This window comes from Streptomyces sp. NPDC030021, from assembly GCF_055574035.1.
Genome location: NZ_JBVIAH010000009.1, coordinates 119,053 through 133,877, shown reverse-complemented (window position 1 = coordinate 133,877; position 14,825 = coordinate 119,053). Strand labels below are relative to the sequence as shown.

At 74.4% G+C, this 14,825-nt stretch carries 7 protein-coding genes; all 7 read left to right on the top strand.

The annotated features are described in order from the left end of the window. Positions 1 to 74: 74 nt before the first annotated feature. Entirely contained in the window at positions 75 to 1,220 is a 1,146-nt protein-coding gene (locus tag ACZ4YL_RS19775) for a glutamate--cysteine ligase (protein ID WP_468117920.1), read from the top strand. Positions 1,221 to 1,531: 311 nt separating this feature from the next. Further along, complete coding sequence (locus tag ACZ4YL_RS19770; protein WP_468117918.1) at positions 1,532 to 2,887, top strand: MFS transporter; 1,356 nt, start codon at positions 1,532 to 1,534, stop codon at positions 2,885 to 2,887. A 103-nt stretch (positions 2,888 to 2,990) separates the two neighbouring features. After that, positions 2,991 to 4,310: a condensation domain-containing protein gene (locus ACZ4YL_RS19765; protein WP_468117917.1), complete on the top strand. Its 1,320-nt coding sequence runs from the start codon at positions 2,991 to 2,993 to the stop codon at positions 4,308 to 4,310. Positions 4,311 to 4,640: 330 nt separating this feature from the next. Continuing rightward, a complete protein-coding gene (locus tag ACZ4YL_RS19760; protein ID WP_468117915.1) occupies positions 4,641 to 7,817 on the top strand; it encodes a non-ribosomal peptide synthetase in 3,177 nt (1,058 codons plus the stop codon). Then, complete coding sequence (locus ACZ4YL_RS19755) at positions 7,817 to 9,751, top strand: non-ribosomal peptide synthetase (RefSeq protein ID WP_468117913.1); 1,935 nt, start codon at positions 7,817 to 7,819, stop codon at positions 9,749 to 9,751. Before ACZ4YL_RS19760 ends, ACZ4YL_RS19755 begins: the two co-directional genes overlap by 1 nt. A gap of 1 nt (position 9,752) precedes the next feature. Then, positions 9,753 to 11,549 (top strand): amino acid adenylation domain-containing protein, encoded by a 1,797-nt coding sequence (locus ACZ4YL_RS19750; RefSeq protein ID WP_468117911.1) that lies wholly within the window; start codon positions 9,753 to 9,755, stop codon positions 11,547 to 11,549. Next, a complete protein-coding gene (locus tag ACZ4YL_RS19745; RefSeq protein WP_468117909.1) occupies positions 11,539 to 14,526 on the top strand; it encodes a condensation domain-containing protein in 2,988 nt (995 codons plus the stop codon). Before ACZ4YL_RS19750 ends, ACZ4YL_RS19745 begins: the two co-directional genes overlap by 11 nt. Positions 14,527 to 14,825: the final 299 nt, after the last annotated feature.

Here is a 14,825-nt window from a genome sequence, read left to right as displayed (position 1 = left end):
GCTTATCCACGGCGGGCCCGGGCAGACGGTGACGACCGATCGGTGAACAGGACGACGAAGAGAGGGGCGATCGCATGCGAAGCGTCGGCGTGGAGGAAGAGCTGCTGCTGGCGGACGCGGACAGCGGGGAGCCGCTGGCCGTGTCGGGAGCGGTGCTCGCCGCAGCAGACCGCGCCGCAACCGCCGGCGCGGCGGACGGAAAGGACTCCGGCCACACCTTCGAGGCGGAACTCCAGGAGGAGCAGGTCGAGTTCGGCACGAGACCGGTCACGGAGATGGGCGAGCTGCAGGCAGAGATCCTCCGGTGGCGCGCCGAGGCCGCCCGGCACGCCGCGGCGGCCGGTGCGGTCGTGGCGGCGATCGGCACCTCACCGCTGGCCGTCCGCCCCTCGATGTCCCCCGGACACCGCTACGAGTGGGTGTCGCGGCAGTTCGGCATGACCGCGCAGGAGCAGCTGACCTGCGGCTGCCACGTCCACGTGTCGGTGGAGTCGGACGCGGAGGGCGTGGCCGTACTGGACCGCATCCGGCTCTGGCTGCCCGTACTGACCGCGATGAGCGCGAATTCCCCGTTCTGGCAGGGCGAGGACACCGGGTACGGCAGCTATCGAAGCCGGGTCTGGAACCGGCTGCCCACAGCCGGGCCGGTGGACGTCTTCGGCTCTGCGGACCGCTACCACGCGGAGGTGCGGGCCATGGTCGAGTCGGGCGTGCTGCGTGACAAGGGGATGATCTGGTTCGACGCGCGGCTGTCCGCCTCCTACCCGACGGTGGAGGTCAGGGTGGCGGACGTGTGCCTCGACGCGTCGACCCCCGTCCTGCTGGCCGCCCTCGTACGCGCCCTGGTGGAGACCGCGGCCCGGGAGTGGCGAGCAGGCGACCCCCCGGCCAGGGTCAGCACCGGGCTGCTCCGGCTCGCGTCGTGGCAGGCGGGCCGCTCGGGACTCGACGGTCCGCTGTTGCACCCCGAGACGCTGCGGGAGACCGCACCCGAGGCCGCCGTCGACGCGCTGTACCGGCACGTCGGCGACGCACTGGCCGACTCCGGCGACGAGGAACTCGTACGGGCCGGCATCGCCGGCCTCCTGGAGCACGGCAACGGCGCGCGCGTCCAGCGGAGCCTGCTGCGTTCGGAGGGGGACCTGGGCTCGGTCGTCCGGCACTGCGCGCGCCGGACCACGGCCGGCGCCGGCCGGGCGGGTGGCGACACGCAGGGCTGACGAGCAGCCGCCAGGGCGTTCATAGCTGACGGAACAGGTGCTTCCGCGGGAGCGTGATCATGGGTGAGTCTTTTCGGTCAGAATGGAACCCATTACTCAGGGTAAGGGGGGCCGCTCGGCGCCTCCTTGTGCTCCCTGTCCTCCCTTGCCCCACCTGTCCCACATTGCATGCACACCGGCAGGAATTCACGCGGCTGTACCCCGTGTAGCGCGAAGGATTTCCCGATCTGTGCCCACAACAGCGCAAAACAAGTCCGAAAGTGACAGGTTTGCTTTGACTGTTGGGCGATGGATCCGTGAATGTCGTTCACATGTCCGACACATCCCGAGCCACCGCCGGTGGCCCTATGCGCTTGCGCGACTTCCGACTGTTACTCGCGGGAGCTGCCACCGGACAGCTCGGTGCACAAGTGACACTGGTGGCGCTGCCCCTTGTTGCCGTCCTCGAACTCGACGCTCCCGCCTTCCAGGTGGGCCTCCTGACCGCTGCCGAGACCGCGGCCTTCCTGCTCGTCGGGCTGCCCGCCGGGGCGCTCACCGACCGCATGCGCAAGCGGCCCCTGATGATCCGCGCGGACCTGGTACGCGCCGTGGCCATGGCCAGCATCCCCGCCGCCGCGCTCGCCGACGTCCTGACCATGGCCCAGCTCTACGCCGTCGCCCTCGTGACCGGCGTGGCGACCGTGTTCTTCGACGTCGCCCATCAGAGCTACCTCCCGCAGATCCTGCCCCGTGAGCAACTCGTGGCCGGCAACGGCGCCCTGGAGACCGTCCGTTCCACCGCCCAGGTGACCGGCCCCGGTATCGGCGGCGGACTGGTCCAGCTCGTAGGAGCGCAGTTCGCGGTCATCGTCGACGCCATCGGCTACGTGCTCTCCGCCCTCTTCCTCCTGCGCGTCGAGCGGACCGAGGAAGCGCCCGAACCCGCCGCCGCCGGGGGCTCCCTGCGCAAGGAGATCGGCGAGGGCGTCCGCTTCGTCTTCGGCCATCCGCTGCTCCGTGTCATCGCCCTCACGACCGGCCTCGCCAACTTCTCCACGGCCGTCCTGATGGCGACGCAGACCGTACATCTCGTCCGTGTCGTCGGCCTGGAGGCCGGCGGGCTCGGACTGGTGCTGTCCGCGTCGGCCGTGGGGGGTCTCCTGGGCGCCCTGTGCGCCGGGCGCCTCGCCGCCGGGCTGGGGCAGGCCCGGGTCATGCTCCTGTCCGTCCTCGTGACCGGCCCGTTCGCACTGCTGTGGCCCCTTTCCGGGCACGGTGTCCCCGGGGCGGTCCTCTTCGCCGCCGGATCGGCGGTCGTCTCCTTCGGCGCCGTCGTCTACAACGTCGCCCAGGTCAGCTTCCGCCAAGGCATGTGCCCACCGCGGCTGCTCGGCCGGATGAACGCCACCCTGCGCTTCCTCATGTGGGGCACCCTGCCGCTGGGCGCGCTCCTCGGCGGTGCCCTCGCCCAGTCCTACGGTTCGCGTACGGCACTCACCTGGTGCGCCGTCGGCATCCTTGCCGTACCGCTGCCGCTGGTGCTCTCCCCGCTGCGCCGGATGCGGGACCTGCCCGGTCCGCAGGACGACGGTGGCGCCGGTGGCACGGGCGCCGACCCCGGGACACCCCGGGACACTGCCTCCGCCGACGGCGACGAACGGCCGGCCCCCGCACCCACCGTCTGACCCTCGACCGACCACCGTGCGGCGACCGGGGACGACCCCGGCGCGGGCACCGCCCGCCGCGCCACCCGCTCCGCGCGACCGCGGCCACGACGAAGAGGACCACGTGCCCAGCATCACGAGTCAGTACCTGGCCCGCTACCGGCGTCTCACCGACGACCGGTCCGACATCCTGCTGCCGGTCACCGGAGCACAGCGCCGCTTCCTGCTGATGCGTTCGCTGGACCCGTCCGGACGCCCCGACGTGGTGCCGATGTTCTTCGCGTTCCCGCACGGGAGCATCGACCCTGAACGCCTGCGGGCAGCGGCATCCCGGCTCGCCGCACGGCACACCGCCCTGCGCTCACGGCCCGCCGTCGTCCGTGGCACACCCGTCCTGCGCGTCGCCGGTCCGGACGTCAGCCTGACCCGGCCGGACCTCGTACCGGGAGAGTCGCCCGCCGCCGCGCTCCGCCGCGCGCTGGACTCCTGGGATGCGCAGGGTCCCCCCTTGCGGCTCTTCCTCGTACACGATGCGGAGCGGGCGGAGGACATTCTCGCCGTCGCCCTGGACCACGCCGTCTGCGACGGCCGTTCGCTGGCGCGGATCGTCGACGAACTCGGCGCCGCCTACAGCGAGGAGCCCGCCGAATCCCACGCAGCACCGGGGGAGACGGCAGCCGAACTCGCCGCCTACCAGGACGCGGTCCTGCGTCAACTCGCCGCCGAGGAACGGGCGGAGACGCCCGAAGCGGCCGCGTACTGGGCGGACCGGCTGCGCGCGCTGCATGCCCACGCTCCGGCGCCCCGTCCGGCCCGCGTGCCCGAGGGCGCACGGCCCAGCGGCGCCGCTCAGGCCCGGCTGCCCGCGCACGACGGTGGCATGTCCTTCCCCGGACTGCTCGACGCCTGCCGCTCCGCGGTCCGCGAGTTGTACGGCCCCGGATCCGGCGGCGCCGTCCCGCTCGGCTACCCGTGGGGCGGCCGGCCCCCGGGAGCGGAGCCGGTCGTCGGATGCTTCCTCAACACCCTCGTCTTCCCGGCCGACATCGGGCCCGACACCGGACCCGACACCGGTACCGGACCCGGCCCGGAGGCGACGGCCGACGCGTGGTGGGACGACCTCGACCGGGCCGACGTACCGTTCGACGCGGTCGTGGCCGCGGTGCGGGCCGCCGGTTCGGGCTGGACAGGCGGCCTCGACGGACTGCTCACCGTGGACGACGACAGCCGTCGCCCGCCCCTGGTGCTCGCCGGTGTGGAGGGACGGGAGGTCCACGTCGACGGCCGACCGGTACGCGGACCCTTCGCCGTCTCCGTCACCCAGGGCGCGGAGATCCGCCTGCGGATGGTCTGGGACCGGGCGGTGCTCGACGACGAGACCGCGCACCGGGCCTTCGACGCGCTCACCCACGCGCTGCGCCCCTCGGAGCACACCGTGCAGTGACCCCGCCCCCGCGGCCCCGCGCCAGCCGCCGCCGAAAGTCCGTCCGCCACGGCGGCACCGCCCGCATCCCCCGGGAACGACGCGCACGCGTCCGCTCCCGCGGCGCGGCGCACCGGCGCTCACGCGTACCCGGCGCGCCGCCCGGCACCCGGCGCCGCCCGCACCGCCCGGCACCCGGCGCATCCCCACGCCGCCGCGCACCCCGAGCTTCCCCCACGGCATCCCCCACGTAGTCAGCGGCACCGCGCGACCCGCGTAGCCGCCCGCACGACCACCGGACACGACCGTGCCCGGCACCGGAGACCGACCCGACAACCTCAGGGATCGCCCATGCTTCCCCTCTCCTCCTCGCAGGAGATCGTCTGGCTGCACGAGCAGATGCAGCCCGGCAGTCGCGCCTACAACTTCACCGCCTCACTGGACCTTTGGGGCACGCTCGACATCGAGGCGCTGCGCCGCGGACTCGCCGCCACCTTGGCACGCCACCCCGGTCTGCGGCTCGAACTCGTCGCCTCCACCGGGTCCGTACCGGCCCAGCGGGTCGCGTCGCAGTGTGCGCCGAGGCTGCACACGGTCGACCTCAGCACCGAGGAGGACCCCGAGGCGGCCTTCGCCCGCCTCCTGCGCACCGAGGCCGAGACGCCGCTCGACACCTTCGAGGCACCGCTCATCCGCTGGACGCTCGTGCGACTGGCCGAGCGCCACCACCGGCTGGTCCACGTCGAGCACCACCTGATCCACGACGGGCACTCCTTCGCGATCCTGCTCGACGACGTCTTCCGCGTCTACCGTGCCCACGTCCTCGGCGAGACCCTGGAGCTCCCGCCCGCCTCCTCGTACGCGGACCACGTCCGGGAGCGGGCCGAGGCCGCGTACGCCCCCGAATCGCTCGACTTCTGGCGGGCCGAACTGCGCGACCAGCAGCACGACCTGCCGCTGCCGGGCCTGACCCGCCCCGGTGCCCGCCGGGGGCACCACGGCGGACAGCTGCGCCAGACGATCGGCGCCGATCTCACCGAACGCCTGCGCGCGCACGCCCGTACCCGCGGTCTCACCCCCTTCTCCACGCTCCTAGGCCTGTTCGCCGAACTCCTGCGCCGGCACAGCGGCCGCTCCCGGATGGTCATCGGCACCGCCGTCGGCAACCGCCCCCTCGGCTACGAGGACGCCGTGGGCATGTTCGTCAACACCATCCCGCTGCCGCTGGACCTGGACGGCGCCGCCCCCGCCCAGGACGCCATGGACGAGGTCACCGACACCCTCATCCGGGCTCTGCCGCACCAGGACGTACCGGTCCAGGAGCTGACCCGGGCGCTCGGCATGCACACCTCCGGCGCCGACAACCCGCTCTTCTCGGTCATGTTCAGCGCCCACGACGCGCCGCTGCCCGAGATCGACGTGCCCGGCCTCGACATCACCCTCTTCGAGGGCTTCAACACCGGCACCACCCGCTTCGACCTCGACGTGGTCCTGCTCCCGGACGACCGGCGCGGCGTCACCCCGCGCCACGGCTCGCCCGGCATGACGCTGGTCTGGGACTACGACACGGACCTCTTCGGCGAAGACGTCGCCCGGCTGCTCTCCGGCCGCTTCCTGGACCTGCTGCGCGCCTATCTCGACAGCCCCGAGACCCCGCTGGCCGACCTGGAACCGACCGCCGTGGAGCCGGCCGCCGAGCCCGTGCCCGTCCCGGCCGACCGCGATCCGCTGGATCCCGTCGCCGCGCACCACCCGTCGCAGCCGGCCCTGCTGTGCGGCGCCCGCCGTCTCACCTACGGCGAACTCGACGATCGCGTCGCCTCGCTCGCCGGGCGACTGCGCGCCGCCGGTGTGACGCCCGGCCGGCCGGTGGCCGTGGTCCTGCCCAGGGGGACCGACTCGGTCGTCGCCCTGCTCGCCTGCCTGCGGACCGGCGCCGTCTACTGCCCGCTGTCCCCGTCCGATCCGCCCGCCCGGCTCGGTCTGCTGCTGGAGCGGCTCGCCCCGGCGCTGGTCCTCACCGGTGACGGCACCCCGGCCCTGCCGGAAGCACTGCCGACGTCCCGGATCGACGCCCCGGTCCTGCCTCCCGCGCGCGGAACCGCCGCACTTCCCGGCACCGCGTACGTCATCCACACCTCCGGCTCCACCGGGCTGCCGAAGCCGGTCACCGTCGGCCCCGCGGCACTCGTGCACCATCTGACGTCGGCCGCCGACCGGTTCGGCCTCACCACCTCGGACCGGGTCCTGATGTTCGCCCAGCCGTCCTTCGACGTGGCGCTCGAAGAGGTGCTGCCGGCCCTGCACGCCGGTGCGTGCCTGGTCCTGCCCGAGTACGAGGTGCCCACGGGCGCGGAGCTCGCCGAACTGCTGGGATCCGCCCGGGTCACCGTCGCCAACCTGCCCACCAGCTACTTCCTCGCCACCCGCGAGGACCTGCGTCCCGCACTGCGTGACGGGAGCTGGGTGCCCAGGCTCCTGGTCCTCGGCGGCGAGCGCCTTCCCGTGGAGGCCCTGCGCGGCGTCCTCGCCGACACCGACGCCACCGTCCTCAACGTGTACGGCGTCACGGAGGCCGCCATCAGCTCGACCGTCCACGAGGTCTCCCGCGACGCCCTCGCCGAGGGATCCGAGATCCCCCTGGGCACCGAGCTGCCGGGCGAGCGGATCCACGTCCTGGACGCACACCACCGCCCGCTGCCGTCCGGCGCGGTCGGTGAACTCGCCGTCGCCGGACCCGGTCTCGCCGAGGGCTACGTGGGCAACGAGGAGGCGACGGCCGCCCGGTTCGTGACCGTCGACGCACTCGGCGGGCAGCGCGTCTACCTCACCGGCGACCTCGGCTACCGCGGCCTGGACGGTCTGCTGTACTTCCTCGGGCGGCGCGACAACCAGATCAAACTGCGCGGTTACCGCATCGAGCTGGAGGAGATCGAGGCGGCCGCGTCCGCGGTACTGGGCGGCCGGTCCTGCGCCGTCGTACTGGACCGGGAGAACCCCGGCGGGCCCCGGCTCGTCGGCTTCCTCGAAGACGGGGCCGACGGCGCGGCCTTCGACGAGAAGGCGCTGCACACCGAGCTGAGCCGCCGCCTGCCCGGCCCCCTCGTGCCCGCCCGCTGGGCACGGCTGGAGACCATGCCGACCCTCGCCGGCGGCAAGCCCGACCGTACGGCACTGTCCCGCCGAGCGGCGGCGCTCGACCCCGACGACGGCGCGACGCCCGAGCCCGGCACCGGCTCGGAGACCGAGCCCGCGACCACCGCCGTGCCCGCCGTGTCCCCCGTGTCCGACGATCCGATGACGGCTCTGCTCACGGAAGGCTGGCGCAAGGTCCTCGGCCACAGCCGTTTCGACGCCCGCTCCCACTTCTTCCACAGCGGGGGCCATTCCCTGCTGGCCGCCGAGCTGGCCGCCTGGCTGGAGCCCCGGCTGGGCACGCGCCCGCCACTGAAGGTGCTCTTCCGCAACCCCGTGCTCGCCGACCAGGCCGAAGCCCTCGCCACCACCGCCCCTTCCACGGAGTCGTGATGATCCAGTCCCCGACCGTGCCCGCCCTTCCCGCCACGCCCCTCGACGCCGGATCCATGCCGAGCGTCGCCCACGGCCCCGCCGCCGAACCGACCCGTGTGCTCGCCCGCTTCGAGGACTGGGCCCGGCGTACCCCGCAGGCGCCGGCAGTGATCGACCGCACGGAGACCTGGACGTACCAGGACCTCGACGCGGCGGCCGCGCTGGTCGCCGCCGATCTGGCCGACCGCGTCCGGCCCGGTGACCTGGTCGGCGTCTGCCTCGACCGGTCCACCGCCCTGGTGGTGACCGCCGTCGCGCTCGCCCGGCTCGGCGCCGTCTACCTGCCGCTCGGCCCGCGCCCCGGCGAGCGCCGCATCCAGGCCGTCACCGAGGACCTCGACGTCGCCTGCCTCATCGGCGACCCCGCCGTCCTGCCCGGGGAACACCGCAAGGGGGAGCACGCCCTGCTGCCGCTGCCGACCGGCGGTGTCAACGCCCCCGCCACCGCGGTGGCGGCCTTCGCCGACTCCGTCCGTGGCACCCGCCGCGCGCCCGAAGGCGCCCTGTACGCCGTCCTCACCTCCGGTTCCACCGGCCGCCCCAAGGCCGTCGCCGTGGCCGAGTCCTCGCTCTCCGTCGCCCTCGACTGGTACCGGGCCGAGACCGGCCTCGCGCCGGGCGACCGCCAGTCCCTGCTCATCGGTGTCGCGTTCGACCCGCACCTGCTGGAACTGTGGGCCGCCCTGACCTCGGGCGCCGCCCTCGTCCCGGCCCCGGACGACACCCGCTGGGACTCGCACCTGCTCACCGACTGGTGGCGGGACGCCGCCCTCACCCACGCCGTGGCGGCCACTCCCACCGTCGAACCGCTCCTGGACCGGCCCTGGCCGCAGGACCTGAAGCTGCGTCACCTCGTCGTCGGCGGCGACCGCATGCGCCGCCGCCCCGCCGCCGACGTCACCGCGACCGTCCACAACGCCTACGGCCCCGCGGAAGCCACCGTCGTCACCACCACCCACACCATGCGCGGCACCGACCCGGAGGCCGGCGACCCGACCCCGCCGCCCATCGGCACCGCGCTGCCGGGCGTCACCCTCGTCGTCACGGACGACGAAGGCCGCCCCGTCGCCCGCGGGCAGGAGGGCGAACTGCGCGTCGGCGGCCACTGTCTGGCGCTCGGGTACCTCGACCCCGAACTCACCGCACGCCGGTTCACCGCGCCTCCGCAGGGCCTGGCGCTGCCCGCGACCGACCGCCTCTACCGCACCGGCGACCGGGTACGGATGAACGCCGACGGCAGCCTGGACTTCCTCGGCCGCCTCGACGACCAGGTGAAGATCAGCGGGGTGCGGATCGAACCGGTCGAGGTGGAAGCCGCCTTCGAGCAGGACCCCCGGGTGCGCACCGCCGTCGTCACCGTGCTGCGCGACAGCTCCGGCCACGGCCGCCTCGTCGCACACGTACGGCCCGCCGACGGCGCCGAACCCGCGAGCGGCGACCTCCTCGACGCGGTCCGGTCCTGGCTCCCCGAGCAGGCCGTCCCCACCGCCGTACGGATCGTCGACGGCTTCCCGCTCGACGCCAACGGCAAGGTGGACCGGCCCGCCCTGGCAGCCCAGGCAGCCCAGGCAGCCCAGGCCACGGCACCCGTGCCGCCCAGGACCACCGCCACGGACGACCTCGCCGACGCCACCGACACGGCCACCATCACCGCCTCCGAGCGGCTCGTGCTGGCGACCGTGCGCGACCTCCTCGGCCGGCCCGGCATCGTCCTCGGCGACAACTTCACCGACGCCGGCGGCACCTCCGTCGTCGCCGCACGGCTGCTGGCAACCGTAGAACGCGCGGCCGGAGTACGCCTGCGCGCCCCGGAGCTGCTGCGCAGCACCGATCTGCGCTCCTTCGCCGCCCTCCTCGACCAGCGCCGGACCCCGCGTCCGGAAGGAGCCTGACATGACACCCTCCACCGCCCTGCCGGCGCTCGTCGCGCGGCACGCCGAACTCACCCCCGACGCCCTCGCCGTCGTGGACGGCGACACCACCCTCACGTACCGCCGTCTCCTCCAGGCCGGCCACGCCCTCGCGGCACACCTGCGCGCACACGACGTGGCTCGCGGCGACCGGGTGGCGCTCCTGACGGCGCGATCGTCCCGTACGGTCGTCGCACAGCTCGGGCTGTGGCTGGCGGGAGCCGTGTGCGTGCCGCTCGATCCCGCCCAGCCCCGCCCGCGCACCGAGGCGATGATCGCCGACGCGGAGGTGAAGCTCACCGTCGGCGACGCGAAGCTGCTGGATGCGGCCACCCTCCCCGGACCCGTCCTCGCGCTGCCCGAGGAGCCGCTCACGGCCGGTCGGCCGGTCGACGAGTCCGACCCGGACAGCCCGGCCTTCATCATGTTCACCTCCGGTTCCACCGGCCGCCCCAAAGGCGTCCTCGTGCCGCACGGGGCCATCGCCGAGCTGGTCACCGCACCCGACTACGTCACCCTCACCGGCCGCGACCGCGTCCTGTTCCACTCGCCCATGACCTTCGACGCCTCGACGTTCGAAGTCTGGGCCGCGCTCGCCAACGGCGCCGCGGTCGTCGTCTGCACCGAGCAGCGGCCCTCCCTGGAGGACCTGGCCCGGCACGTCGAGCGGCACGGCGTGACGGTGGCGTTCTTCACCACGGCCCTCTTCCACCAGCTCGCCGCACGCCGCTCCCGCGTCTTCGCCCAGCTCCGCTCGGTCGTCGTGGGCGGCGAGGCGATGGCCGCCGCACAGGCCTGTGAGGTGCTCACCGCCTTCCCCTGGCTGGAGCTCGTCAACGCCTACGGGCCGACCGAGACGACCACCTTCGCAACCGCCCACCGGGTGACCGAGCAGGACTGCGAGGGGCAGATACCGATCGGCAGGCCCATCTCCGGCGCCACGGCACACGTCCTGGACGCCGACGGCCACCCGGCGGCCGACGGCGACCGGGGCGAACTGTGGATCGGCGGCAGCAGGCTCGCCCACGGATACACGGGCCTGCCCGCACTCACCGCCGAACGGTTCGTCGAGCATCCCGCAGCCGGCGGGCGGCTCTACCGCACGGGCGACATCGTCTCCCTCCGGCCCGACGGCATCCTCCAGTTCCACGGCCGCAACGACGACCAGGTGAAGGTCCGCGGCTTCCGCATCGAACCCGCAGAGGTCGAACACGCCCTCCGCGAGCAGCCGGACGTCGACGACGCCGCCGTCACCGTCGACGGCCCCGGCACCCCCGAGGCGCGCCTCGTCGCGTTCGTCGTCGCCGCGCCCGGCCCCGTACGTCACGGCGCGGCGCTGCGCGAGCGGCTGACCGCGGTCCTGCCCGCCCACCTGGTTCCCGACACGGTCACCGTGCTGGAACGGCTGCCCCTCACCCCGGCCGGCAAGGTCGACCGGCGCGCACTCACCGCACGCGCGCACGCCGGCGAGGATCGGCCCGCCGACGAGCCGGCGGCGAAGATGACACCGCTGGAACAGGCCGTCGCCGAGGTGTGGAGCCAGGCACTGGGCAACGAGGTCACCCGCGCCGACGACGAGTTCCTCCTCCTCGGCGGCCATTCCCTCCTCGCCCTCGCCGTCACCGACGACCTGCGCGAGGAACTCGGCGTAGAACTGTCCCTCGCCGAGTTCTTCGCCGCCCCGACCGTCGCCGCGCAGGCCGCGCTGGTCGAACGCGCCCTCCTGGCCGCCCACGCGGACCTCCACCCCGAGACCCCGGAGCACAGCGATGTCCACTGACACCGACTCCGCGGCCCGTGACCGCAGGCAGCAACTCCAGCAGGAGCTGCTGCGCCGGGCCCGCGCCGGAACCGCCCGGCGTGCGACGGCCGCGCCCACCCCCGGTGCGAGCGCCGGTCAGGACGGCCACGCACCGCTGGACACCACCCCCTCCGGTACGACCACCACCGCCCCGCAGGCCGCAGGCGTTCCCCTCTCCCGCGCCCAGCGCCGCATGTGGCTGATGGAGCGGCTCGGCGGCGCGGGCGACTCGTACCACGTACCGTTCGCCACCCGTGTGCGCGGACCGTTCGATGTGGCCGCCTTCTCCACCGCCCTCACCCAGCTGGTGGCCCGGCACGCCATCCTCCGCACCCGCTACACGGAGCACGAGGGCGAGCCCTGCCAGGAGGTGCTCCCGACGCCCCGGACGGTCCCCGTCCACGTCGTCGACACCGACGCCACGGACGCCCCGGAGCTGCTGCGGCGCGAGACGGGCCGGGCGTTCGACCTCGCCGCCGGCGACGCGGTACGGGCGCTCGTCCTGCGCCACGGCCCGCAGGACCACACCGTGCTGCTGACGTTCCACCACATCGCCGTGGACGGCGCCTCACTGGAGACCGTGGCCACCGAACTCGCCGTCCTCTACACGGCGGCCACCGGCGGAACGGGTCGGCACGCACTCGCCGCACCGCCGCAGTACGCCGACCACGCGCGCCGCGAGCACGACGCCCTGCCCGGCTTCGAGGCGGAACTGAACCGCTGGAGCGACCTGCTGGCCGACGCCGCCCCACCGGGCCTGCCCCGGCCGGCGGCGGCCGCGCCGGCCAGAGCCGCACGGCCCGGGGCCGCGCATCTCGCGCCCCTGGCGCCGACCGTGCCCGACGCCCTGCGGGCGCTCGGTGCACAGCGGCAGGCCACGCTCTTCGCGGTGTCGCTCACCGCGGCCTTCGCCGCACTGCACCGCCTCACCGGCGACGACGACCTCGTCATAGGCGTGGCAGGCACCCACCGCAGCGGAACCGCCATGCGCGGCCTGGTCGGCCTGTGCGTCAACACCCTGCCCGTACGGGTGGACGTCTCCGGCGACCCGTCCTTCACCCAGTTGCTGCGCCGCGTGAGCGCCGCGCTCCTCGAAGCCCAGCGCCACCGGCACATCCCCTTCGACCTGGTCCTCGAACGCCTCGGCGCCGCGGCGCGCGGCGCCGACGGCACCGCACTGGTCCGCGTCACCTCCGACGTCCTCGGCGAGCCGACCGTACTTCGGCTGCCGGGTACGTCGGCCGAGTACGTCGACATCCCCTCCGACGGCGCCAAGTTCACCTTGTCCTACGGCCTGGTGCCGGGCGGCGGCGACGCCCGGCACCAGGCGCTCGTCCAGTACGACCCGAACGCGCTGGACGACACCGTGGCGGAGGCGGCCGTACGGGACTACGCGGCCCTGCTCCACGCGGTCGCCACCGACCCGGAACTCGCCCTGAGCAAGCTGCCCCTCCCCGGCCCGGGCGACGGCTCCGCCTCGAACGACGGTGCCGGCCCGGGCGACCGCCACCCGGCCGCGCAGGCCCTGCGCGCCCACCCGGGCGTCGCCGACGCCACGGTGGTCCGGCCCGAGCAAGGGCCGCCCGTCGCCTATGCCGTCCTGCACGACAGCATCGGCCCGTCCGGTCACGAACTGCTGGGCCTGCTGCGCCGGTCGCTCGCGCCCGAGGCCGTGCCCGCCACGGTCACGCTGCTCGACGCGCTGCCGCGCTCGGCCGCCGGGCCGCTCGACCACGCCCGACTGCCCGGGCCGTCCATGCCGAACGCCCCGTCCGGCCCCCGGGCCGCAGCGGTCAAGGAGACCTTCACCGCTGTGCTCGGTGTCTCCCCGTCGCCGGACGACGACTTCTTCGCCCTCGGCGGCCACTCCCTGAAAGCCGTTCAGCTCGCCGAACGGCTGCGTACGGACCTGGGACTGCCGCTCACGGGCCTCGACGTGCTCCAGGCCCGTACGCCCCGGGCGCTGACCGCGCTCCTCGACGAACGGGCGGCGCAGCAGAGCGCCGCGAAGACCGCGAGCAGGCGGGCCCCCCGCTCCCGGGACATCCGCCCGGGCACGGTGCTGGTCACCGGCGCGACGGGCGGCGTGGGCGCGTTCGTCGTGCGTGAACTCGCCGCGCAGGGACGGCCCGTGCTGGCTCTGGCCCGGCCCGAGTCCGCCCATCTGATCGCCACCGAGGGCGTCGACGTCATCGAAGGCGACCTCGGTGACCTGGCAGGGCTGCGGGACGCCGTCGCGCAGGCCCACGCGGTCGTCCACGCAGCCTGCACCTTCACCCGGCACGACGTGGACCTGGCGGCGATGGAGACGATGGTCGACGCCTGGCGGCGCGGACCGTTCGTCTTCGTCAGCAGCGTCGACGCCTACGGGCACCCCGGGACGGACCGGGTCGCCGAGGAGGCGCCGCCCCACGAGCCCGTCAGCCCGTACGGGCGGGCCAAGCTCGACTGCGAGGCCATGCTGCTGCGCGCCGCGGGGACCGAGGGACGCGGGGGTGCGAGCGCCGTACGGTCACCGCTCGTCTGGGGCGCGCACGACCGGCTGCGCGAACAGCTGCGCTGGGGTGCCATCGGCACGCTCTACCAGTCCGCGCGCGAGGGCCGACCGATCGACCTGCCCCGTCCCGGTACCGGCGGACACGGCTGGTACGGAGCCGCCTGGGTGCACGCAGCCGCCCTGGCCCGCGCGGTGGCCGAGAGCCTGGACCGGCCCGTGCACGGAGTCGCCAACGCGTGCAGCGGCCACGTGTCCTGGCACGACCTGGCACAGGACCTCACGGAACTGCTCGGCACCCGCGCGGACTTCCACACGGCCGAGACAGTTCCCCGGGACCTCGATCACCGCTGGCACTACGACAGCGCACGCCTGGCCCGTCCTCTCCGCGCACGTGCGGGAGAGGACCGGCGGACCGTGCTGGCAGAGATGATCGGCGCCACGCCACCCGGTCACGGCTGACCCGCCGCCTGCGCCCGGAGCACCCCGAGGGGACTTCGGGCGCACCGCGCCCGAGGCGTGAGCCGATCCTGCCGAGGACTGCACCAACCGCACCCACGGCATGCCGGACCGGGCCGTCGCGGGTGCGTCCCGTACGTGGCGAGGATGGCCTTGGCGAGCCAGATCCTCTGCGCCGGCGCGAGGGACGGAAGGGCCGCGGCGAGATCCGGCGCTGCGGGCCCGGGGCGGTACCAGATGCCGATTGCGGGAGCGTTGCGGTTCAGCGACGGGTGGTGGTCACCGAGTCACCGAGTCGCGGA

Excerpts from the sequence above, each read along its gene's own strand:
- ACZ4YL_RS19770 (WP_468117918.1), top strand. The coding sequence starts at position 1,532 with ATGTCCGACACATCCCGAGCCACCGCCGGTGGCCCTATGCGCTTGCGC.
- ACZ4YL_RS19760 (WP_468117915.1), top strand. The coding sequence starts at position 4,641 with ATGCTTCCCCTCTCCTCCTCGCAGGAGATCGTCTGGCTGCACGAGCAG.
- ACZ4YL_RS19750 (WP_468117911.1), top strand. The coding sequence starts at position 9,753 with ATGACACCCTCCACCGCCCTGCCGGCGCTCGTCGCGCGGCACGCCGAA.
- ACZ4YL_RS19745 (WP_468117909.1), top strand. The coding sequence starts at position 11,539 with ATGTCCACTGACACCGACTCCGCGGCCCGTGACCGCAGGCAGCAACTC.
- ACZ4YL_RS19755 (WP_468117913.1), top strand. The coding sequence starts at position 7,817 with ATGATCCAGTCCCCGACCGTGCCCGCCCTTCCCGCCACGCCCCTCGAC.
- ACZ4YL_RS19775 (WP_468117920.1), top strand. The coding sequence starts at position 75 with ATGCGAAGCGTCGGCGTGGAGGAAGAGCTGCTGCTGGCGGACGCGGAC.